This is a genomic window from Thermoanaerobaculia bacterium, from assembly GCA_035260525.1.
In the GTDB taxonomy this organism is placed as follows: Bacteria; Acidobacteriota; Thermoanaerobaculia; order UBA5066; family DATFVB01; genus DATFVB01.
Genome location: DATFVB010000108.1, coordinates 1 through 22,449, shown reverse-complemented (window position 1 = coordinate 22,449; position 22,449 = coordinate 1). Strand labels below are relative to the sequence as shown.

General features: G+C 68.4%; 20 protein-coding genes and 1 pseudogene. 10 read left to right on the top strand and 11 right to left on the bottom strand.

The window, feature by feature from the left end; translation table 11 throughout:
• Positions 1-1,072: DEAD/DEAH box helicase (locus tag VKH46_05285; GenBank protein HKB70236.1), on the bottom strand; the 1,072-nt coding region annotated here is incomplete at its 3' end.
• Positions 1,073-1,202: 130 nt separating this feature from the next.
• On the opposite strand from VKH46_05285, the gene dacB reads away from it, so the two are divergent.
• Genes dacB through VKH46_05270 form a run of 3 tightly spaced genes read left to right on the top strand, consistent with a single transcriptional unit; the run spans position 1,203 to position 4,648 of the window.
• Positions 1,203-2,660 (top strand): D-alanyl-D-alanine carboxypeptidase/D-alanyl-D-alanine-endopeptidase, encoded by a 1,458-nt coding sequence (gene dacB / locus VKH46_05280; protein HKB70235.1) that lies wholly within the window; start codon positions 1,203-1,205, stop codon positions 2,658-2,660.
• A gap of 7 nt (positions 2,661-2,667) precedes the next feature.
• Positions 2,668-3,927 carry a PP2C family protein-serine/threonine phosphatase gene (locus VKH46_05275; GenBank protein HKB70234.1) on the top strand — a complete coding sequence of 420 codons (1,260 nt, stop codon included), beginning with the start codon at positions 2,668-2,670 and terminating at the stop codon, positions 3,925-3,927.
• A 7-nt stretch (positions 3,928-3,934) separates the two neighbouring features.
• A complete protein-coding gene (locus VKH46_05270) occupies positions 3,935-4,648 on the top strand; it encodes a DNA-3-methyladenine glycosylase (GenBank protein HKB70233.1) in 714 nt (237 codons plus the stop codon).
• 568 nt (positions 4,649-5,216) lie between these two features.
• On the opposite strand, the pseudogene VKH46_05265 reads toward VKH46_05270, so the two are convergent.
• From VKH46_05265 to pcnB, 5 genes and pseudogenes are all read right to left on the bottom strand, one after another.
• Positions 5,217-5,681, bottom strand: a pseudogene (locus VKH46_05265) (DUF4388 domain-containing protein).
• Between the two features lie 181 nt (positions 5,682-5,862).
• The gene (locus tag VKH46_05260; GenBank protein ID HKB70232.1) at positions 5,863-7,047 is read right to left on the bottom strand and encodes an acyl-CoA dehydrogenase family protein; all 1,185 of its coding nucleotides are present in this window, start codon (positions 7,045-7,047) and stop codon (positions 5,863-5,865) included.
• 62 nt (positions 7,048-7,109) lie between these two features.
• Positions 7,110-8,021, bottom strand: coding sequence for an agmatinase (gene speB / locus VKH46_05255; protein HKB70231.1), 912 nt, complete (start codon positions 8,019-8,021; stop codon positions 7,110-7,112).
• Between the two features lie 14 nt (positions 8,022-8,035).
• Positions 8,036-8,590: an arginine decarboxylase, pyruvoyl-dependent gene (locus tag VKH46_05250; GenBank protein HKB70230.1), complete on the bottom strand. Its 555-nt coding sequence runs from the start codon at positions 8,588-8,590 to the stop codon at positions 8,036-8,038.
• A gap of 60 nt (positions 8,591-8,650) precedes the next feature.
• Complete coding sequence (gene pcnB, locus VKH46_05245; GenBank protein ID HKB70229.1) at positions 8,651-9,982, bottom strand: polynucleotide adenylyltransferase PcnB; 1,332 nt, start codon at positions 9,980-9,982, stop codon at positions 8,651-8,653.
• A gap of 90 nt (positions 9,983-10,072) precedes the next feature.
• Here pcnB and VKH46_05240 point away from each other — a divergent pair, with 90 nt between their 5' ends.
• The 5 genes from VKH46_05240 to VKH46_05220 are packed head-to-tail and all read left to right on the top strand — an operon-like array spanning position 10,073 to position 14,610.
• Positions 10,073-11,215: an ABC transporter substrate-binding protein gene (locus VKH46_05240; protein HKB70228.1), complete on the top strand. Its 1,143-nt coding sequence runs from the start codon at positions 10,073-10,075 to the stop codon at positions 11,213-11,215.
• The gene (locus VKH46_05235; protein ID HKB70227.1) at positions 11,212-12,108 is read left to right on the top strand and encodes a branched-chain amino acid ABC transporter permease; all 897 of its coding nucleotides are present in this window, start codon (positions 11,212-11,214) and stop codon (positions 12,106-12,108) included. The genes VKH46_05240 and VKH46_05235 overlap by 4 nt, the downstream gene beginning before the upstream one ends.
• Positions 12,105-13,115: a branched-chain amino acid ABC transporter permease gene (locus VKH46_05230; GenBank protein ID HKB70226.1), complete on the top strand. Its 1,011-nt coding sequence runs from the start codon at positions 12,105-12,107 to the stop codon at positions 13,113-13,115. The genes VKH46_05235 and VKH46_05230 overlap by 4 nt, the downstream gene beginning before the upstream one ends.
• On the top strand, positions 13,115-13,876 hold the full coding sequence (locus VKH46_05225) for an ABC transporter ATP-binding protein (GenBank protein ID HKB70225.1): 762 nt from the start codon (positions 13,115-13,117) through the stop codon (positions 13,874-13,876). Before VKH46_05230 ends, VKH46_05225 begins: the two co-directional genes overlap by 1 nt.
• Positions 13,876-14,610 carry an ABC transporter ATP-binding protein gene (locus VKH46_05220; protein HKB70224.1) on the top strand — a complete coding sequence of 245 codons (735 nt, stop codon included), beginning with the start codon at positions 13,876-13,878 and terminating at the stop codon, positions 14,608-14,610. The genes VKH46_05225 and VKH46_05220 overlap by 1 nt, the downstream gene beginning before the upstream one ends.
• A gap of 48 nt (positions 14,611-14,658) precedes the next feature.
• On the opposite strand, the gene VKH46_05215 is transcribed toward VKH46_05220, so the two are convergent.
• The 5 genes from VKH46_05215 to VKH46_05195 all read right to left on the bottom strand — a co-directional run bounded on the left by VKH46_05215 (position 14,659) and on the right by VKH46_05195 (position 21,387).
• Positions 14,659-15,522 (bottom strand): dienelactone hydrolase family protein, encoded by an 864-nt coding sequence (locus tag VKH46_05215; protein ID HKB70223.1) that lies wholly within the window; start codon positions 15,520-15,522, stop codon positions 14,659-14,661.
• Positions 15,523-15,544: 22 nt separating this feature from the next.
• Positions 15,545-16,696 (bottom strand): citrate synthase, encoded by a 1,152-nt coding sequence (locus VKH46_05210; protein HKB70222.1) that lies wholly within the window; start codon positions 16,694-16,696, stop codon positions 15,545-15,547.
• Between the two features lie 21 nt (positions 16,697-16,717).
• Positions 16,718-18,265 (bottom strand): phosphoenolpyruvate carboxykinase (ATP), encoded by a 1,548-nt coding sequence (locus tag VKH46_05205; protein ID HKB70221.1) that lies wholly within the window; start codon positions 18,263-18,265, stop codon positions 16,718-16,720.
• 97 nt (positions 18,266-18,362) lie between these two features.
• Positions 18,363-19,622: a P-loop NTPase gene (locus VKH46_05200; protein ID HKB70220.1), complete on the bottom strand. Its 1,260-nt coding sequence runs from the start codon at positions 19,620-19,622 to the stop codon at positions 18,363-18,365.
• Positions 19,623-19,911: 289 nt separating this feature from the next.
• Positions 19,912-21,387: a hypothetical protein gene (locus VKH46_05195; protein HKB70219.1), complete on the bottom strand. Its 1,476-nt coding sequence runs from the start codon at positions 21,385-21,387 to the stop codon at positions 19,912-19,914.
• Here VKH46_05195 and hpt point away from each other — a divergent pair.
• A complete protein-coding gene (gene hpt, locus VKH46_05190; protein HKB70218.1) occupies positions 21,358-21,966 on the top strand; it encodes a hypoxanthine phosphoribosyltransferase in 609 nt (202 codons plus the stop codon). The genes VKH46_05195 and hpt overlap by 30 nt on opposite strands.
• Positions 21,963-22,340 carry a Rid family detoxifying hydrolase gene (locus VKH46_05185; protein HKB70217.1) on the top strand — a complete coding sequence of 126 codons (378 nt, stop codon included), beginning with the start codon at positions 21,963-21,965 and terminating at the stop codon, positions 22,338-22,340. Before hpt ends, VKH46_05185 begins: the two co-directional genes overlap by 4 nt.
• Positions 22,341-22,449: the final 109 nt, after the last annotated feature.

Below are 22,449 nucleotides of genomic sequence, written 5' to 3'. Positions count from 1 at the left end.
AGACGTCGGCGCGGGAGGCGAGCTCGATTTCGACCTCGAACGGGCAGACCACGTCCGCGCGCGCTTCCGCCGAGACCGCGTCGGGAGTCAGGATCGGGTAACGGTCGAGCAGCCGCCGGAGGATCCCGGAACGTTCCATCTTCGCCGGGTAGTCGTGGGCGAATGCGCAGTGTTCCTCGTGGCAGATCACGCGGTCGTTGGCGCACATCTTCTCCTTCGACCGCATCCAGAGGACGCGGAAATCGCCGGCGTCCATGCGCGAGAGCGTCTCGACGACGAGGCTCTGCTGGAGCGTCTTCGCGGTGAGGAAGACGAGCTTGCGCCCCCCCCGCAGCGCCTCGGAGAGCGCCGCGTGCAGCGCCGCCGCGGTCTTTCCCGAGCCGGTCGGCGCCTGCGCGAGAAGATGGCGGCCCGAGGAGACCGAAGCGCGGATCGCCTCCATCAGCTCGGCCTGGATGGGACGGGGAGCGTCGAACGGAAAGGGGAGGGAATCGGCGATCTCCGCCTTCCGCTCCCGTTGGCGCTTCTTTTCTTCGAGCCGGTCGAGCTTCGAGTCGAGGAGCGCGACGAGCTCGGCCTCCGCCTCGGCCGCGCGGAACGCGGCGACTCGCTTCTCCTCGAAGCGTCCGGCGCCGTCGATCAGGACGACCGCGCCGCGAACCGCGCCGAGGCCCGACTTCTCCCAGAGGAGACAGTAGGCGGCGAGCTGCCTCCGGGCGCGGCGCTCGCTTTCCGGCGGGAAGATCGCCCGGCCGTCGGGTGTGAAGGCGCACGTCTTGTACTCCTCGAGGAGCCATGCGCCGGCGCCGGTCTCGATCGCGCCGTCGATCCGCCCGCTGACGATGGCGCGAAAGCGCGGCGTCGCGAACTCGCCCGAGACGAAGACCTCGGAGCGGTATCCCGGGTAGCGATCGAACCGGGCGGCCTGCGTCCGGCGGTGCGCCTCGCCCCCGAGCGCGAGCCGGCGCCAGGCCTGGCTGCGCTCGAAGCCGACCCGGTGGAACACGTCGTCTTCTTCCACCAGTTCCCGGACGGAGATCTCCAGAACGCGGGTCGCCTCGTCGAAACGCAACAGTCCATTTTACCCCGCCCGCAGCCGGGAAGAATTCGCGGGCGAGCCGCGTTCTCCTTCCGCGGGCGCTCGAAATCGTCTATAATCCCGAATTGTCCGGCTCGTATTGTCCGGAGAGTCCCGTCATCATATGGAACACAAACTTCTCACCGCCGCCGCCGCCCTGGTCCTGTCGCTCGGTACGGCCGGCGCCCAGGCGCCGTCCGGCCTGCGGGCCGCGCTCGAGCGCGCCGCCCGGAAGGCCCCGGCCCCTCCGTCCGGCGTCTCGATCGCGATCGCGGAGGAGCCGGGCGACGGCCCGATCCTGTACGGGATCAACGCCGGAGAGCCCCTCACGATCGCGTCGGTCTCGAAGACCTTCTCGACGGCGGCCGCGCTCGCCGGCCTCGGGAAGGACTACCAGTTCAAGACGATCCTCTACCGGTCCGGAGCCGTCGCCAACGGTCTGCTTTCGGGCTCCCTCCTCGTCGTCGGCGGCGGCGACCCGAACCTCTCCGGCCGCTTCTACGACAACGACATCCACGCGGTGTTCGACCGGTGGGCGGACGGCCTGCGGGCCGCCGGCATCACCCGCGTCTCCGGCGACCTCCTCCTGAACGCGTCCTTTTTCGACGACGAGTACCGCAATCCCGGCTGGCCCGCCGGCCAGGAGGCGCGATGGTACGAGGCGCCGGTCTCCGCGCTCTCCTTCAACGACAACTGCGTATCGGTTTCCGTGCGCCCGGGCTCGAGGCCCGGCGCGCCGGCGGCGGTCCGTTTCGAGCCTTCCACGAAGTTCGTGAAGGCGGTCTCTTCGGCGAAGACCGTCTCCGCCGGCCGCCGGAAAGCCGCGCGGGTCGCCGTGGCGCGGCGCGCCGGAAGCAACGTGGTGACCATCGCCGGCACCGTTCCCTTCTCCTTCGGCGGATGGTCGACGGTGATCGCGATCGACGACCCGCCGCGGTACTTCGGGACCGTCCTGAAGGAGCGCCTCGCGGAGGACGGAATCACGGTCGACGGCGACGTTCGCCTGACCTCGACCCGTGCCGACGCGACATGGGCGACCGTGGCGACGACGACGTCGGACATCCTCCCGTCGATCGCCGTCGCGAACAAGAGGAGCCAGAGCTTCTACGCCGAGCAGATCTTCAAGACGCTCGCCGCGGAGAAGGGAAGGATCGGATCCTGGCCCGAGGCCGTCCGCCTCGAGAAGGCGTTTCTCGGGTCCCTCGGGCTCGATCCGACGCGCTACGACCTGCACGACGGCAGCGGCTTGAACCCGCAGAACCGTGTGGCCGCCCTGGACATCGTCCGCTTCCTCAAGGCGATGGCCGCCTCGCCGCTCGCGGACGACTGGGTGCAGACCCTCGCGATCTCCGGAGACGGATCCGGGACGCTCCGCCACCGCTTCCGCGACCACGCCGTCCGCGGACGGGTCTACGCCAAGACAGGCAGTCTCGACCGGGTGAACTCGCTCGCCGGTTACGCGACGGCGGCCTCGGGCCGCAGCTACGTGTTCGCGATCGTGCTGAACGGCCGGCGGGTCAACGACGGAACCGGGCACGCTTACGAGGACCGGATCCTCCGCGCGCTGCTCGTGAACGGCTAACGGCTTCTTGACCGCGCCCGCTCCGCTGGACCCGCGAAAGTCCCTCTTTCGCAAGGTCGAAAAAGCGATCCAGACGATCGAGAAATCCGTCGACGTCGCCTCCACCGTGGCGTCGGCCGCCGGCGCCGTGATCGAGAACTTCCAGGACGACCTCGGCGTGCGCGGGGGCCGCCTCTACGAGCGCCGCGACCACGGCTACGAGATCACGAAGACGTTCGGGCAGACCAAGCCCGTGCCCGCCGGCCTGTCCGTGCCGCTCGACTACGCCCCGATCGAGAAGGTAATCGACGACGGCGTGGTCGTCCTCGACCTGAGCGCGCCGGGCGTCGACCGCGCGTTCGAGGAGAAGATCGGCGCCGACCGGTTCGCCGCGATCGCGGTAGGGGACGACAAGTTCATCCTCTCCTTCTCCGTCGACCCCGGCGCCAACGACGAGGACCTGCTCGTCTCGCTCGGCATCCTGCGCCACGCCGTCGACCAGAAGATCCGTCAGGAGAAGATGGAGACGCTGCTCGAGGAGGCGCGCCAGATCCAGGCGTCGATCCTCCCCAAGCGGCTGCCGCGTCTCGGCACCTTCGACATCGCGGCGCGCTCGGAACCGGCGGAGATCGTGGGAGGCGACTTCTACGACATCATCCCGACGTCCGAGCAGATCATCGGGGTCGCGATCGCCGACGCCTCGGGCCACGGGCTCCCGGCCGCCCTTCAGGTGCGCGACGTGTACACGGGTCTCCGCATGGGCGTCGCGCGCGATTTCAAGATCGTGAAGACCCTCGAACGGCTGAACCGGATCATTCACGAGTCGCGGCTGACGAGCAAGTTCGTCTCCCTCTTCTACGGCGAGCTCGAGGCGTCGGGCAATTTCATCTACGTCAACGCCGGGCACAATCCGCCCATCCTCAGCAAGGAGCGGGAGTCGATCCTCCTGCGGCAGACCGGCATGGTCCTCGGCCCCTCCCGCGACGCCGCGTACAGTCGCGGGTTCGTCACGCTCGACATCGGCGACGTGCTCGTGCTCTACACCGACGGGATCGTCGAGGCGACCAACGCCCGCGACCAGGAGTTCGGCATCGACCGGTTGAAGCGCGCGATCTCGGACAACCGGAGCCGGACCGCGGAGGAGATCCTCGGCGCGATCCTCCAACAGGTGTCCGCGTTCACCCGGGGCGCCGTCGCCCAGGACGACCGTACGCTTCTCGTGATCCGGCGCGGAACGGCGCCCGCCGTCGAGAAGCGGATGAGCGCGGAAGTGTCGATCCCGGTCTGATTCGCTCGTGCCCGGATTCTCCGCGCATCCCGTCCGCCCGCTCGACGCGCTGAGGCTTCCCCCGGCCGGCGTCCCCGATCGGGCCGCCGGGAGGAGCTTCTTCCTGGCGCCGACGGAGACGGTCGCCCGGCGGCTCCTCGGCGCATGGTTCGTGCGCCGCTGGCGCGGCCGGCCGTACGGCGCGCGCATCGTCGAGGTGGAGGCATACCTCGGGGTGGAGGACGCAGCCGCGCATTCGTTCGGCGGGCGGAAGACCGATCGCGTCGCGCCGATGTACGGTCCCGGCGGGCTCCTTTACGTCTTCGCCGTGTACGGGATGCACTACTGCGCCAACGTGGTCGCCGGGGAGGCGGGGACGCCGCATGCGGTGCTGATCCGGGCCGGGGAGCATCCCGCCGCGCCCGCGGCGCTCCTGCGCGGGCCGGCGAAGTTCTGCCGGGCGCTCGGGATCGTCGGAAGAGACTCCGGGCGCGACCTCGCCGGCGGGGGAGGGTGGGAGATCCGACCCGACCCCGTTCCCGCGCGCGCGATCGTGCGTTCGCCGCGAGTCGGCGTGGACTACGCCGGGGAGGCGAGCGGGTGGCCGCTGCGTTTCTCGATCAGCGGAAATCCGGCGGTGTCGCGGCCGCCGACTCGGAGCGCTTCCACTGGATCACACCGTCGCGCAACAGGCGCTGGAAGACCAGGAGGACCTCGATCTCGCGGATCGGAGAGATCTTGACGATCGACTTGACGTCCCAGTTTCCGTTGATCCGCGAGAGCACGAATCCCTCGTTGGGCGTGAAATTGAAGCTGGTGAGCCGGTCGAGCGGCACCTTGAGCATGGGCACGCGGCTGCCGTCGACCCCGTCGGCCGCGAGCGCGCCGCGCAGCCGCTCCTCGGCGCGGAGCATCGCCTCCCTCGGCCGCGCGTCGCCCGGGTCGAGCTCCGAGGCCGTCTTGAGGAGCTTCCACGCGCCCTCCGGGTCGCTTTCGACCGTCTCCCGGCCGCGCGTGAGGAGCTGCTCCACCTCCGACGAACGATCCCGGGGCGAGAGGGGTTTCTCGACCCCGATCGAACGCTGGTGCACCGCCATCGTCCCGTCCCGGATGCCGCCGTAGACCATCTTCGCGATCACGAATTCGGAGTTGTGGGTGTGGACAGCGATCTCCTCGATCGAGCGCTGTCCGTTCAGGTACGGGACGACGAGCTTCTGCTGGTCCGAGAGCCGGTCGAACGCGAGCGGGCGCACGATCCGCGGCACGAGCCCCATCGACGGGAGCGTCTCCCGGATGCGCTTCCACTCGTCGTAGCGGCGGAGCCCCTCGAGGATGATCCCGGTCACGTCGAGCGAGAGCGGAACCATCTTCTGGTCGGGAAGCTCGTTGTCGAGGAACTCGAAGTCGCCCTCCTCCCAGAGGAAGACGTCGTAGATCGACTCCTCCGCCTTCTTCCGCATGAGCCTCAGGAGATCGGTTTCCGAGATCGCGTTGATCATCACCAGGATCTTCCCGAGCAGGATCGAGGACTCTTCCTGGACCTCCATCGCCATTTTCAGCTCGTCCTCGGTGATGTAGCCGTGGGCGACGAGGAAATGGCCGAGGTACTCGCGGTGGTCCGACGAGGAGGTCGAGGCGATCCGCCCGTTCTGGAAGTAGATCCGCTTCTCGATCCCGTGGCCCTCGACGAGGAGCGTCCCGTTCTTCCCGCCGAGCGAGAGCCACTGCAGGAGCTCCGAGAGCGCCATCGTCCGGAGGTTGCCGGTGATGCCCACCGGTCAGTCCGCCCCGCTCACGCCGCGATCGAGGTGAGACCGCGGCCGCGGTCGCGAGTCGGGGAAAGGGAGTCCGCCGTGACGCGTCGTTTCAACCGATCCCGCCTTCCTCGAGGCGCCCGCGCGAAGAGCGGAGGGCCCGCCCGGTGATCATGGAGTCCGGGAAATTCTACCGGAACTCTCACTCCATCGGGGGGTTGTAGGCGGGGATCCCGGTGACGGCTTCGCCGATCACGAGGGTGTGGATGTCGTGCGTTCCCTCGTACGTGTAGACCGACTCGATGTTGGCGAGGTGGCGAAAGACCGGGTATTCGTTGACGATGCCGTTGGCCCCGAGCGTCTCCCGGGCGAGCTTGGCGCACTCGCGCGCGACCCACACGTTGTTGCGCTTGGCCATCGACACGTGCTCCGCCTTCATCGTGCCCGCGTCCTTCATTTTCGCGAGCTTCCACGCGAGGAGCTGCCCCTTCGTGATCTCCGTGATCATCCACGCGAGGCGCTCCTGCACGAGCTGGTGCGCGGCGATCGGCCGGTCGCGGAACTGCTTGCGCGATTTCGCGTAGTCGAGCGCCGCGCGGTACGTCGCCATCGCCGAGCCCAGGGCCCCCCATGCGATCCCGTATCGGGCCTGCGTCAGGCACGACAGCGGTCCTTTGAGGCCGTCGACGCCGGGGAGGACGTTCTCCTTCGGGATCCGGCAGTCTTCGAAGGCGAGCTGCGAGGTGACGGAGGCGCGGAGCGACATCTTCCCGCGGTGCTCCGACGTCGAGAAGCCTTTCGTGCCGCGTTCGACGAGGAACCCGCGGATCTTCCCGCCGTCGAGCCTCGCCCACACGACCGCGACGTCGGCGATCGACCCGTTCGTGATCCAGGCCTTGGCGCCGTTCAACACGAACGCGTCGCCGTCGGTCCTCGCCGTCGTGCGCATCCCCCCCGGGTTCGAGCCGAAGTCGGGCTCGGTCAGACCGAAGCAGCCGATCGCCTCTCCCGCGGCGAGCTTCGGGATCCAGCGGTCCTTCTGAGCGGGGGAGCCGTACGTGTAGATCGGATACATCACGAGAGCCGACTGGACGGAGACGAACGAGCGCAGGCCCGAGTCGCCGCGCTCGAGCTCCTGCATCGTCAGCCCGTAGGCGACGGCGTCGAGGCCCGGCAGCCCGTACTCGGCGATCGTCGATCCGAAGAGCTGCAGCTCGGCGAGCTGGGGAATGAGCTCCTTCGGGAAGCGACCCTCCCAGGCGCAATCCTCGATGATCGGCATGACCCGGTCGTCCACGAAATCGCGGACGGTCTGGCGCACGAGCCGCTGCTCTTCGTTCAGGAGGGCGTCGAAATCCAGGTAGTCCACGCCGGGGAAAGAGGCCACGGGCCCCTCCTTTCGACAAACCGACAGATGCTATCAGAACCCGCGGGGCGCGACGGGAGAAGCTATCGGCCGGCCCGCCCGGGCGAGAGGATCGGGCGCGCGGCGGCGTCGGGGTGCAGGGCGTACGCGATCATCTTGTAGGCGAGCTTCGCCGCCAGGAAATCGGGGGCGCGGTTTCCGGGAAGGGGAGCGTGCTCGACGAGGTCGGCGCCGACGATCGGCCGCTCGGCCGCGACCCGCCGGAGGATCTCGAGGGCCTGCGCATAGGTTCCGCCGCCCGGCTCGGGCGTTCCGGTCCCCGGCACGAGGGAACCGTCGAGGAAATCGATGTCGAACGTGACGTAGACCGGGGCGGTGAGCCGGCGGAGCGCCCGATCCATCCAGCCCCACCCGGCGTGCATCTCGCGGTTGGAGACGACCAGGAGATCGCGCTCCCGGACGAACTCGACCTCCTCGCGCGAGATCGAACGGATGCCGACGTGAACGGTCGGTCCGATGTCGACGAAGCGCCGAGCGGCGCACGCATGAGAGTTCCGGCTTCCCTCGTACTCGTCCCTCAGGTCGCCGTGCGCGTCGAAATGCAAAATCGAGAGCCCCGGATGGCGCTGCGCGTGGGCGCGGATCACCGGCGGCGAGATCGAGTGCTCCCCGCCGATCGTGAAGAGGAACTGGCCCCCGGCGAGAAGCCCCGCCGCGAGCGACTCGAGCTCCTCGACCATCGCGTCCGGCTCCGGGTCTTCCGGATGCCACGGCGGGAGCGTGTGGACTCCGGCGCGGCACGGCTCGAGATCGAGCTCGTCGTCGTAGAGCTCGACGAAATGGGAAGCCTCGACGATCGCGGCGGGACCGTTCCGGGTGCCGACGCCGTAGGAGACCGTCCTCTCGTACGGCACGGGGAGGACCAGGACGCGCGAGCGGTCGCGGGGGTTCTCGTCTTCGGGGATGCCGAGGAAATTCTGGGGGAGAAAGGGCATCGGCGGGCCCCGCGCTACGCGTCGGGGGGGAGCAGGATGCAGGCGGCGATGACGGTCGTCCAGAGCCCCTTCTTGTCGCCGACCGCCGTCTGCGAGATGTTCATCGTGCGGACGATCTGCCCGGAGATCCTCCACTGCTCCTTGCGCTCGTCGTACGACTTGTCGTAGTCGAGCTCGACCCCGAGGGTCGTCGCCAGCATCCCCGCCGCGAGGTCCTCGGCGTAGTCGCCCGCGACTTTCTCGGTCTGTCCGAAGGAGTGGTGCTCGGAGAGGTAGCCGTACGTCCCGGAGTTCTTCGGGATCGCGACCCCGACCGACGCCGCGATCAGGCGATGCGGCTCGTTCGTGGCGTTTTCGCTCATGACGACGAACGTGACGGCGCCGGACTGGAGCATCTTCGCCCCCTCCTTGCGCGAGATGATCCGGCAGTGCGGCGGGAAGATCGAGGAGACCCGCACGAGATTCTGGTCGGCGATCGCCGCGTCGCGAAGCGCCATCTCGAACGACGTGAGCTTCTCGCGGTGGCGACCGACGCCCTTGGTCAGAAAGACCTTTTTCGCTACGAACATGCTGGTCTCCTCAGAAGGTCATTGCCTTATAGACGATCGACCGGGGCGAATCAACGACTTTCACCCCGGCGGGCTTCCGTGCCGCCGGCGGCCGCCTCGCCGGCGGCGGCGGCGCCGCGGCGCGCCCGGCACGGCTTCGACCGCCGCGAGCGGAGGAAGAGCCGCGCCGGGGAAGCCGCGCTCCCCGAGACGGCGCCACTCGCGCGCGGTCTCTCCGCCGCGTCCGCGGGCCATCGCGCGGAGCTCGAAGAGATCGAGGGCGGCGGGGAAGTCCGGATGGGCGAGGAAACGGCGGGTCGAGGCCTTCATCTCCGGAGGCTCCGCGATCCTTCCCTGCGCGACGAGGATCGACTTGATGCGATGGACGAGCGCGTTGGGCATGGAGAGCGCGAGCGCGAGCGGGTCGACGACGAGATTCGTCTTCGCGACGAGGAGGGACGGCTCGGCGCGCCCGGCCGGGCGGGCGCGCGCGAGCTCCGCCCGCAGGAGCGGCAGCGCGAGGCACGCGAAGTAGACCGCCTCGTCGAAGACCCGGCCGCGGCGGCGTTCCGCGTCGAGGACCTCGAGCAGCGTCCAGAAGAAATGACCGGCCCCGGCGGCGTGCTCCGGGTCGATCCGGCGGAGCTCGGCGGAAAGCTCCGGCAGGAGGACGTCGAGGAGGCCCATCTCGCGCAGCAGCAGGAACGTCGGCAGCGACTGCCCGCCGCGGAGCATCGCGGCGAGCTCCTCGGTCACGCGCGGAGTCGCCGAGCGGGCGAGCTCTTTGCGGTGCGCGAGGATCGCCTCGTAGTCGCGCGGCGTGATCGCGAAGGAAAGGCGCGTCGCGAACTCGACGGCGCGCAGCATGCGGACCGGGTCTTCGCGGAACCGCACGTCGGGATCTCCGATGGCGCGGACGAGGCCCGCTTCGAGGTCGTCGAGCCCCCCCACCCAGTCGATCACGGAGAAATCGGCGATGTCGTAGAAGAGGCCGTTGATCGTGAAATCGCGCCGCTCGGCGTCCTCCTCCGGCGTCCCCCACGTGTTGTCGGAGGTGACGAGGAGGTCGGCCGGCTGGTCGCCTTCCGGGACCTGCGGGCGTCCGCGGAACGTCGCGACCTCGACGACCTTCCCCCCGCGGAACAAGATGTGCGCCAGGCGGAAGCGCCGGCCGATGATCCGGCAGTTGCGGAAGATCGCGCGGACCTCCTCGGGACGGGCGTCGGTGCCGATGTCGAAGTCCTTCGGCGTCCTTCCCATGAGGAGGTCCCGCACGCTGCCCCCGACGAGGCAGGCCCGATAGCCCGTGCTCTTCAACCGGTAGAGGACCTTCAGGGCCTCGGGGTCGATCGCGTCGCGGGAGATCGGGTGGGCGCTCCTCGGGCGCACGATCGGGAATCGTCGATTCTCCATCGATTTTTCATTCTAGTGCTTTGACTTTTCGGGTGAGCGAAGAAATAATAGCCCGCTTTCGCGAAAGCAAACGCAGGAGGACCGGAAGAAATGAAGATGCGAAGAACGGGCATGCTCGCCCTGACCCTCGGCGTCGCCGCGGCCTTCGGCTGCGCCCCCGGACGCTCGTCGAAGGAGATCGTCATCGGCGAGTACGGGTCCCTCACCGGCAACACCGCGACGTTCGGCCAGTCGACCAAGAACGGCAGCGAGATGGCGTTCAACGAGATCAACCAGGCCGGGGGACTCCTGGGCAAGCCCGTGAAGCTCGTCGTCGAGGACGACCAGTCCAAGCCCGAGGAGGCCGCGACCGCGGTCACGAAGCTCATCAACCAGAACGCCGTCCAGGCCGTGCTCGGCGAGGTCGCCTCGTCGCGCTCGCTGGCCGCCGCCCCGATCTGCCAGGGGGCGAAGGTCCCGATGGTCACCCCTTCCTCGACGAATCCGAAGGTCACGCAGGTCGGCGACTACATCTTCCGCGTCTGCTTCACGGACATCCAGCAGGGGGAGGCCGACGCGAAATTCGCGGCGAAGTCCCTGAAGCTCAAGAAGGCCGCGCTCCTCTACGACGTGAGAAACGACTACTCCGTCGGGCTGCGCCTCGTCTTCGCCCAGAAGTTCAAGGAGTACGGCGGCGAGATCGTCGCCGAGCAGTCCTATTCCGAAGGCGATTCCGACTTCCGCGCGCAGCTCACGCAGTTGAAGTCCGCCAACCCGGAGGTCATCTACGTTCCCGGCTACTACACGGAGGTCGGGACGATCGCGCGCCAGTCGCGCGACCTCGGCATCTCGGCGCCGCTCCTGGGCGGCGACGGGTGGGACTCCCCGCGGCTCTGGGAGATCGGCGGCAAGGCCCTGAACGGCTGCTACTTCTCGAACCATTACTCGGTCGACGACCCGGCGCCCGCCGTGCAGAAGTTCGTCGCCGACTACAAGGGCAAGTACGGCAACACGCCGGACGCGCTCGCCGCGCTCGGCTACGACGCGGCGCGGATCCTCGCCGACGCGATCAAGCGCGCGAACTCGACCGACGGCGCCAAGGTGCGCGACGCGCTCGCGCAGACGAAAGATTTCGCGGGCGTGACCGGCACCATCACCATCGACAAGGACAGAAACGCCGTCAAGCCGGTCGTCATGCTCAAGGTCCAGGACGGGAAGTTCGTCTTTCAGGAACGCATCGAACCCGGCGCGTGAGCACCTTTCTCCAGCAGCTCGTCAACGGGCTGTCCCTCGGCTCGATCTACGCGCTGATCGCGCTGGGGTACACGATGGTGTACGGGATCCTGCGCCTGATCAACTTCGCCCACGGCGACGTGTACATGGTGGGCGCCTACGTCGGCTACTACGCGTCGACGCGCTTTCGCGCCCAGGAGCCGTCGTACCCGCGCGCGATCGCGATCATGGTCCTCTCGATGGTCGTCTGCGGCGCGCTCGGCATCGTCATCGAGCGGTTCGCGTACCGGCCGGTCCGGCGCGCGGCCAAGATGACGTCCCTGATCACCGCGATCGGCGTCTCCCTGCTGCTCGAGAACGGCGGCCAGCTCCTGTTCGGGGCGGACCCCAAGTTCTTCCCGTCCAACGCCCCCCACCGCGAGTTCAACGTGGCGAGCGTCCGGATCACCTCCGAACAGCTCACCGTCTTCGTCGTCTCGCTCGTCCTCACCGCCTTCCTGCTTGCCTTCATCCAGAAGACCCGGACCGGCAAGGCGATGCGCGCCGTCTCTTTCAATCTCGACGCGTCGAAGTTGATGGGGATCTCGACCGATCGGATCATCGCGATCACGTTCGCGCTCGGCTCGGCCTTCGCCGCCGCCGCCGGGGTCCTCGTCGCGATGGCGATCCCGAAGATCGATCCGCTCATGGGGATCATGTCGGGGCTCAAGGCGTTCGTCGCGGCGGTCCTCGGCGGGATCGGGAACGTTCCCGGCGCCCTCATCGGCGGGCTCATCATCGGGATCGCCGAAGTGTTCACGGTCGGATATCTCTCGCCGACCTACCGGGACGCGATCGCCTTCGCGATCCTGATCGGGATTCTCCTCTTTCGGCCGCAGGGGATCCTCGGCCGGGTCGAGAAGGAAAAGGTTTGATCCGGCGGCTGGCGATCTTCGCGGCGGTCGTCGCCGCGCTCTGGGCCCTCGACGCGCTCCTCTCGGGAACCCTCGTTCCCGGAATGATGATCTCGCCGTACGTTCTCCAGGTGATCACGCTCGCCGGCATCAACGTGATCCTGGCGGTGTCGCTCAATCTCATCAACGGGTTCACCGGCCAGTTCTCGATCGGCCATGCCGGATTCATGGCGATCGGGGCGTACACGTCCGCATTCTTCTCGGTCAACTTCGGGAGCTCGCTCGAGCGGGTGTTCCGCATTCTCCCCGAGGGGCCGAGGCGGGGCGCCGTGCTCCTCCTGGTGCTGGCGGCCGGCGCCGTCGCGGCGGCGATCGCGGGCTTCCTCGTCGGCGTCCCCTCGCTCCGGCTGCGCGGCGACTATCTCGCGATCGTGACGCTCGGATTCGGCGAGATCATCCGGGTGTTCATCCTGAACATCGACGCCGTCGGCGGCGCGCGGGGTCTCGGCGGGATTCCCAAGTACTCGAATTTCGGGTGGGTCTACTTCTTCGCGATCGCTTCGGTCGTCGTGGTGTCGCGGATCGTGAATTCCTCCTTCGGCCGCACCCTCCTCGCCGTCCGGGAGGACGAGATCGCGGCGGAGGCGATGGGGGTCCACACGACCCGCGCGAAGGTGATCTCGTTCGTGATCTCCTCCGCGATGGCCGGCATCGCGGGCGGCCTCTTCGCCCACTACCTGATGTACATCCACACGAACTCCTTCACCTTCCTGAAGTCGATCGAGATCATCATCATGATCGTGCTCGGGGGGATGGGGTCGATCACCGGCTCGGTCGTCGGCGCGGTGCTCTACATCGTCCTGACCGAGGGGCTCCGGGCCTTCGAGCAGTACCGGATGGTGACGTTCTCCTTCCTCCTGATCCTGATCATGATCTTCCGGCCGCAGGGACTGATGGGCCACCGCGAGCTCTTCGGCCGCAGGCGTCGGGAGGCGCGCCAGCCTTCCACGCCCTCGATCGAGGCGTGATGGAGCTCCTCGATCTTCGCCGCGTCACGATGCGCTTCGGCGGCCTGACCGCGGTCAAGGACCTCGACCTGACGATCCCGCCGATGGCCCTCTACGGGCTGATCGGCCCCAACGGAGCGGGGAAGACGACGATCTTCAACATGATCACGGGCGTCTACCGCCCGACGAGCGGCGAGATCCGGTTCGACGGCCGCCCGATCCAGGGGATGAAGCCGTGGCGCATCACGGACTACGGGATCGCCCGGACGTTCCAGAACATCCGCCTCTTCGCCGATCTCTCCGTGCTCGACAACGTCAAAGTCGCCTTCGCGAGCCGCCAGCGGGCGACGATTCTCTCGGCCGTGGTGCGCGGTCCCGTGCACGCCAGCGAAGAGGAGAGGATCGAGCGGGAGGCGTACGACCTCCTTCGCATCTTCAGGCTCGACGGCTTCGCCCTCGAGCAGGCGCGCAATCTTCCGTACGGCAGCCAGCGCCGTCTCGAGATCGCGCGGGCGATGGCGACTCGGCCGAAGCTCCTCTGCCTCGACGAGCCGGCGGCCGGAATGAACCCGCACGAGGCGCAGGACCTCATGGCGCTCATCCGCTGGATCCGCGACGAGTTCCGGATGGCGATCTTCCTCGTGGAGCACAACATGAAGGTCGTGATGGGGGTCTGCGAGACCGTCCACGTCGTGGATTACGGATCGACGATCTGCCTCGGCACGCCGGCCGAGGTCCAGAAGGATCCCCGCACGATCGAAGCCTATCTGGGGGGCGCCTGATGCCCGGTCGGACGGCGCCGCCCGACGGGCGGGTGCTCGAGGTCTGCGACCTCCACGTCAACTACGGGGCGGTGAAGGCCCTGCGCGGCGTTTCGCTGACGCTCGACCGCGGGGAGATCGTCACGCTGATCGGCGCCAACGGCGCGGGGAAGTCGACGACGCTGCGCGCCATCATGGGTCTCGTGGCGCCGGCGTCCGGGACGGTGCTGTACCGGGGAAAGCCGCTTCCCGGAAAGCCGACGTTCAAGATCGTGCGCGAGCGGATGACGCTCGTGCCGGAGGGACGCGCCGTGTTCGCGAATCTCACGGTGCGCGAGAACCTGGAGCTCGGCGCGTATTCCCGCCGCGACGACGGCGTGGACGCCGACCTCGACCGGGTCTTCTCGATCTTTCCCCGCCTGAAGGAGCGGGTCCGTCAGCGCGCCGGGACCCTTTCGGGCGGAGAGCAGCAGATGCTCGCGATCGGCCGCGCGCTGATGTCGCGCCCCGAGGTGCTCCTCCTCGACGAGCCGTCGCTCGGGCTGGCGCCGATCCTCGTCCACACGATCTTCGAATCGATCGAGAACATCAACCGCGAGGGCGCCTCCGTCCTGCTCGTCGAGCAGAACGCGAACGCCGCCCTGAAGCACAGCCACCGCGCCTACGTGCTCGAAACGGGCGTCGTCACGATCTCGGGGGCTTCGGAGGAGATCGCGACGGATCCGCGAGTCAAGGAGGCTTACCTGGGAGAGTAGCGAACCGGACGCGGCCCGGGCTCGGCCGGCGGAAACCGCCGGCCTTCGTCATTTCGGCGAGGACCCGGCCGGGGCGGCGAGCGTCCGGCGCAGGAACGCGAGCGTCTTCTCCCAGGCCTCCCGGCTCGCCGCGATCCGGAAATCGGGGCTCGATTCGTCGAAGAAATCACGGCCCGCCTCCCGGAAGGTCACGATCTCGTGGGGCATTCCCGCCGAAGCGAGGACGCGCTCGACGGCCTCGCGCTCTTGCCGCCCGCCCTCCGGATCGCTCTCCCCGTAGAAGAAGAGCGCGGCAGCGCGCAGCGCTTCGTACTCGAGGATCGGCATCGTTTCATCGGACCGGAGGGAGGAGCGCGACGCGATTCCCGTCCCCGAATAGACGACGACCGACCGAACGCCGTCGCCGAGCTCGCACGCGGCGCGGAACCCGATCCTTCCCCCCATGCCGAGTCCGACGAGAGCGATGCGTGCCGGGTCGGCCGCCGACGCGAGAGCCAGGTGTCCGGTGGCGCGGGCGATGATTTCCGAGAGCCGTGCGCGCGAGAGCCCCGCGCCGAGCGCCTTCGCCTCTTCCGCCTCGGGGCGGCGGAAAGACGATCGGACCGGGAATCCGCCCCAGCCCTCCTCGGCGGCGACGCCCATGGGATAGGACATCCACGGCGGCGCCCCCGGGGCGACCGAGAAGGGGTGCGCGTACAGGTTCGGGGCGAGGGCGAAGAACCCTTCGCGGCCGAACCGGTTGGCGAGGGCGCGGATCTCCGGCGTCAGCCCCCAGACGTCGTGGAGAAGGATGACCGCGGGGGAGGGGGCCGCGGCGTCCGGCACGGCCTCGTGAGCCGGGAACTGCTGCACGACCGTCGTGTTCGGCTCCATGTCGATCATTCCCGCGCGAAGGAGGCCGGGGACGCTCATCGACACGGACGCGGAAAAACGCTCAGCGCTGGTCGAGCGGGACGTAGCCCTGGGGATAGACCGGGCCGACGTATTCGGCGCGCGGGCGGATCAGGCGGTTGTTCCGGTGCTGCTCCATGACGTGCGCGGTCCAGCCGGCGCAGCGCGAGAGCGCGAAGATCGGAGTGTAGAGGTCGGGGGGGATCCCGAGCATGTAGTAGGTCGAGGCCGAATAGAAATCCACGTTGCAGTTGAGGCTCTTCTCCTGGTTCATCAGGAGCTCGATCCGCCGGGACATCTCGTACCACTTCGCGTCGCCGGACGACTCTGCCAGCTCCTGGGACATCCGGCGCAGATGCGTCGCGCGCGGGTCCTCGGTCGTATAGACGCGGTGCCCGAACCCCATGATCTTCTTCTTCTCGGCCAGCCGCGACCGGATCGCGTCGTCCACGCGGGAGAGGTCGCCGATCTCGATCAGCATCCGGATGACCGCCTCGTTGGCGCCCCCGTGGAGAGGACCCTTGAGGGTGCCGATGGCGGACACGATCGCCGAATGCATGTCGGAAAGGGTGGCGGCGGTGACGCGGGCGGCGAAGGTGGAGGCGTTCAGCTCGTGATCCGCGTGGAGGACGAGGGCCGTGTCGAGGGCCCGGGTCATCTCGGCGGAAGGAGGCTCTCCGTTCATCATCCACAGGAAATCCTCCGCGTGACCGCGCGCGGGGTCCGGCTCGACCGGGGAGAGGCCGTGGCGAAAGCGCCGGATCGCGGCGACGATCGTCGCCATCCGGCCGGTCAGGCGCACCGCCTTCCGGCGGTTCGCCGCCGGCTCGTTGGATCCGACGTCCGGATCGGTTTCCGAGAGCGCCGACACGGCCGTCCGCAGGACGTCCATCGGGATCATCCGGTGCTCGAGGAAGCCCCGGACGAGCGAGAGGATCTCGTCGGGGACCGCCCGCTCGGCGCCGAGCGCGGCCTTCAGCTCGGCGAGCTCCGGCGCCGTCGGGAGCCTTCCCTCCCACAGCAGGAAGCAGACCTCCTCGAAGGAGGAGTGCTCGGCGAGATCGTGGATGTCGTAGCCCCGGTAGGAGAGGACGCCGCGGGCGCCGTCGATGAAGCAGATCGCCGATTCGGCGGCGACGATGTCCTCGAGGCCCTCCCGGAAGGCCCTGGCCTCGTTCTCCGCCGTCTTCGCCATCGCGCCGCTACCGGCCCGCGGTCAGCGGCGGCCTTCGATCGCCGCCGGAATCGACGGGTCGAGACCGGGGAACTGCGCGAGCCACTGCTCCCGCTCCGCGCGGAGCTTCGCCACGCGGGAGGCGTACTCTTCGGGCGAGTAGTGCGAGCGGGGGTCGTACTTCGAGAGGTCGATTCCCGGCACGGACATCGGTACCTGGTAGCCCCAGTCGGGGTCGAGCTCCCATTCGATGCCGTCTCTGGCGATCTGCTTCATGATCTCGCTCGAGACCCGAATCGTGACGTTCTCACCCGGCGATCCATCGCGTGCGCCCACCGCCCCGGTGTTCAGGAGGTACGCCTCCATGTCGGAGTTCTCGCGGAGGAACTTCAGGATCCGGTTTCCCTCTTCCTCTTCGGGCCCGACGATGAAGGGGTTCGTTCCGACCTCGCGCTTGGCCTGGCCGGCGCGCGTCGGGTCTCCCGCCGAGGTCTCGATCGATTCGCCGAGCATGAAGAACGCGGCGCCCTGCTCGGGCGTGAGCCGCGCGACGACCGGCACCACGTCGTTGCGGCGCGTGATGAAGACGATCTTGTTCGCCCTCGGGAGGTCGATCCCGTCGTCGGTGCCGTGGATGAACCGGCGGAGGACGACACCGCGGCCGTTCGACGTGAGCGACGTGTCGCAGAAGTCGATCGTGCCGTCGTCCCGCATCCGGACGTTCTCGAAGCACGCGCTCGGGGAGATCGCGGCGTCCCAGAGGACTCGCTGCGACGGCTCCAGCCCTTCGGTCTTGATGTAGAAACCGTCCTCGGTCCCGTAGGCTCGCCCGTCGGCGGCGAGGAGCACGACGTCGTCCTGCTTGATGATCACCCGCTCGGGCTCTGCGAGCCCGTGGTCGTGGAGCGTCAGCGTCGTCTTGCCGGTGCCGGAGAGGCCGAAGAGCAGGAACCCGACGTCGTGGAGGTTGCCGTCGCGTCCGGCGACGCGCAGGATCTTCGAGCCGGCGTGGAGCCCGAGGCCGCCGCGCTTCTTGATCCAGTACATCGCCTGGCGAAGCATCGACTTCTTCGCCTCGCCGGGGTAGTCCGTGCCGCAGATGTACGTGTACCCCTCGTTCGGGTCGAGGAAGATGACCTTCTCGGGCCAGTCCGGGACGTACACGGACACGAAATCGGGCGTGCCGGAGGCATCGATCGGAAAGAGCATGTTGTGCCACATCGCGGCGATCCGGGCGAACTCGACCGGCACGAACAGCCGGCAGTGGAGGGCCGCCTCCGGGGCCATTCCCATCCGGCGGTCGACCTGGATCAGCTCGCGGCCGGCGAGGGATTCCTGGAGCTTGCGGATGAGCTCGGCGGCGCGCTCGGGATCCATTCCCTTCTGGTGCCGCCCGAGGAGGACGCCGTTTTCCACGACGTAGGTATCCTTGGCGGAGCGGTTCTTGACGCGCGTCGAGTAGACCGGCGAGCCGTGAGCGGACGTGGTCTCGTCCTTGCGGGCCATCGCGCGCAGATCGGTGCCCGAGAGGCCGCGATGGATCTTCCGCGCCGTGATTTTCTTGGGCTTGACGGCTTCGACCGTGCTCATATCCCTCCCGCCCCGGAACTTTCCGGAATTCCGCTTTCTATCAGCGATCGCCCGGGCAAGTCAAAATTTCGCCGCGGGCGTTCACCCGGGCCGCGAATCATCCGGTCGCTTCGGCGCGGGGCAAGAGGTGTGCCAGGATCTCCTCGCGCCCGAAGATCCGCGTCTCGCCGAAATCGATGCTCCGCAGGCTCTCCATCAGATGGAGCGCGCGGTGCGTGATGTAGGAGAAGTTCTCCCGCACCCCCGATTCCTTCTGGTCGGCGTACATCGCGCGGAGCGCCTCGAGCTGGCGCTCGAACGCGCGCGCCGGATCGGCCGGCCGGAAGACGGGGGGCCCGGCGTCGCGGCGGGCCGCCGGCCCCTCGAGATGCAGGAAGGCTTTCTCGAGCTCCTGCAGCTCCCGCTCGGCGGCCGTCGGCGCGGCCGGCCGGGGCGGCTCGGGGTCGGGCGCCAGCAGCACGGGGCGCCGGTGCCGGTTGGCGTCGTGGATGCGCTCGTGCCGGATGATCCAACCGAGGTTCGTGATCTGCGGGCGCGCCGAGACATTCTCCACGAGGTTCGAAACGAACGGCGCGATCGCGGTCTCGTACGACTCGCGAACTCCGTTGAACATGTTCAGGACGTAGTAGACGCAGAAATCCTCGACGCTCGCCTGGAGCGCCGACACGAGGGGATGGTCGCCGAGGCTCGCCGCGAGGTCCGCGAGGAAAACGTCGATGTTGGCGATCGACTCGTCGTAGACGTCCTCGACGGCGTCGAGGAGCTCGTTGATCATCCGGGGGTCCCGGGGGGAGAGGGACAGCCGGGAGTAGACGGGGGAGCCGGGCGCGAAGACGATCCGGAGCTTACGGAAGAGGATCGCTTTCACGATGTCCGAAGCCGCGAGCGTCGCCGCGGGGAGCTCGGGCGTGAAGATGAGGATCCCCGAGTTCGAGTAGGGAAGGAAGTCGATGACGTTGGCGTCGAGGCCTGCCTTCATGTCGAGCACGACGTAGGAGGCCGGGAGCCGGTTGATCGCGCCGATCAGCTTCCGCCGGGCGGATTCGCCGAAGTTCGTGATGTCCTCGATCATGTGGCGCGGCCCGGCGACGAACCCGAAATCGCGGTGGCGGCCGGCCGGGTCGAGCGCGGGGGGAAGCCTCGTGACGCAATCGGCGAGCGGCGTGTCCTTGCGGAAGAAGTGGTAGAGGTCGTGGGTCACCGGAGCGTCGATCGCGGCGCGCACCGACGACGTGCCGGTGTCGAGGTCGACGAGGATCGTCGGCGCGACCGTCGCCAGCGAGAGCGCGAAGTTGACGGCAAAGGTCGTTTTCCCGACGCCCCCCTTGCCGGAAGAAACCGTGAGGATCCGTTTCATCGGAGTTTTCGGCGACTCTAGCACAGCGAACGGCGCCGGCACGGCGGCCCGCATCCCGTCCGCCTTCGCCAGGGTTTCGGCGGATCGAAGTTTCGACGGCTTTCTTGCCTCGAACCACGTATTTGGCGATCAACCGCCATGGCTCGTCAGAGCGACGGCGGATCGACCCCGCGCCTGACCGGGCTTTCGACGTGGCTGAACCGTGCGGCGCGAGTCCGCGGGGGACCGGCCGAGTTAAGCGACGCGGGGCGCGATCGCTTCAACTCGGCCGGCCCCGGGTCCGCTGTCCCTACCCTTCTTCGGCGTCGCGGAGCAGCCAGAGACCCGAATAGGCGTGGAGGAGGCGGAAGCGGGAGCGGACGAGCGCCTTCATCTCCTCGGGAAGAGATTCCTCGCCCGCCTCGTCGATGAGCCCCGCGAACCGGCGGTCGGTCTCGGCCGCGAGCACGAGCGTCTCCGAAGCCTGCGCGCGAAGCGCAGGAAGGCCGCCCATCTTCTTCGCGCGCCCCCATTGCGCCGTCACCTCCTCGGCGCGCACGCGCAGAGCCGCCCCCTCGATGAGCAGCGCGTCCCGGTCCGAAACCGGCCGGCCGCCCGCGGCGATCGCTCGTTTGGCCGCGCGCCCCTCCCAGCTCTCGAGCTCGAGATGAGCGATCTCCTTGAAGCTTCCGTCCCCCATCTCGACCGCGGCGAGTACTTTGTCGACCGCCTGACGCAGGGCGTTCGACGGCTCGGCGGGCGCGGAAGGCGCCGCGTCGTCGTCGAACTCGAGGGCGTCGTCGATCTCGTCGGTGTCGATCTGGCGGAGGTCGAATTTCTCGAGCAGCTCGACGACGCGCCGTTTCATCGCGAGGAGATCTCCCGCGCGGACGTTGGCCTCCTCCTCGAGCCGCTCGAACTCCCGCCGATGATCGCGGAAGCGGCCGAAATCGGGAGGGACCGGTCCCGCGTGCGAGACTTCCCGCTCCAGATTCGCGATGCGGTCGGTGGCCTCCTGGATTCGCCGCTTCTCCTCTTCGAAGAACCGGCGGAAGACCGACCGGGTCCGCACGTTGGCGATGCCGATCGACGCGAGAACGCGCGGATTCGCGAGCGCGAATCCGAGGCGGCGCTTGATCGTGCGGAGATTCTCGATGCGCCGTTCCCGGACGAGATCCTCGAAGGACCGGGCGCGTGCGACGTCGTCGGCGAGCTCGTCCATCGCGGAAACGAGCCCTCCGGCTTCCTCGGCTTCGACGGCCGGCCATGAGCACCCGGCGACGATGGCCTCGAACAGGCGCTCGGCGTCGTCCCGGTCGCGGGGGAGCACCCCGCCGCTCTCCGGGCGGGCGGCCGCGACGGTGACGAGGAAGTCGAGCTTGTCGGCGGTGTCGTCGTCGAGCTCGGGCTGGGAGAAATAGAAGCGCAGGAGGTGATAGGCGATCTTCGGGTCCTGCGGATTGACCTTGTCGAAGAAGCGCCGGACGAGAGAGGGGGCCAGCGTGCGATCGCTCAGGCGAAGAGTGCGCGTCGCGAGCGAAAGCTCGGTTTCGATGCGGTCGAGCCGGTCGCGCGCGTCCTCGGTCATCCCGGCCGAGGTGACCGACGAACCGGCCTCCCGCAGCCGCTCGTAGATCGCGTTGAAATCGACGTCGTAGGCGGGAGCGCCGCCGAGGAAGGTCTGGTGGACCCCCTTGACGAACTGGTGAAACGTCCAGAGCGCTTTGAACTTCTCGGTCAGCCGGATATAGGCTGCGTGCAGATCCTCCAGTTCGGCGACGAGCATATTTTTTCGGGAATCCCGTCGTATTCTAGACCCGGAGGCGCCCTGGCGCACAAGGTTTCCGAGATCGTCCTCACGCAAGCGCAGCTCGCCGAAGGGGTCGCGCGCCTCGCCGCCGAGATCGACCGGGACCTCGCCGGGCGGCCGGTCCTCCTGGTCGGCATCCTCAAGGGGTCGGTCTTCTTCCTCTGCGATCTCGCGCGGCGGCTTCGCTCGCCGGTAACGGTCGATTTCCTCCGGGTCTCGTCGTACGGCGATTCGACGCGCTCTTCCGGCAGCGTCCGGATGACCCGCGACCTTTCGATCGACGTGGCCGACCGGGACGTGCTCGTCGTGGAGGACATCGTCGACACGGGCCGGACGCTCGAGAAAATCCTCGACTTCCTCCGAACGCGGTCGCCGGCGAGCCTCCGGGTGTGCACGCTCCTCCGGAAGAAGGGCGCGGGAAGCGCCGCGACCCCGGTCGACTACGTGGGTTTCGAGATCGACGATCGCTTCGTGGTGGGATACGGTCTCGATCTCGCTGAGGCGTACCGGAATCTGCCGTACGTCGCGGCGATCGAAGAAGGAGACGGCGAATGAAACGGATTTCGACGGAAGAGGCCCCGAAGGCGATCGGGCCGTATTCGCAGGCGATCGAGGCCGGCGGCCTCGTCTTCACCGCGGGGCAGATCGGGTTGGACCCCGCCACGATGAAGATCGTGGAGGGCGGGATCGATAAGCAGACCGCACGCGTGTTCGACAATCTCGAGGCCGTTCTCCGGGAAGCGGGGCTCGGTTTCGTGGACGTCGTGAAGACGACCGTGTACCTGACGACCATGACCGATTTCCAGCCGATGAACGCCGTCTACGCGGCGCGGTTCGGCGATCATCGTCCGGCGCGCTCGACCGTCGCCGCCGCGGCGCTTCCGGCGGGGGCGCTGGTCGAGATCGACGTCATCGCCCGCCGCCCCTGAGGAGCGGGCGCGGCGATGCATCGAGCCGGACGGGCGCGTGCTTCCGGCCGGCGGCTCGACGTACGTTATCAGTACGCCTTCACCGCCGGCCGGCAACCCGCATCCCGTC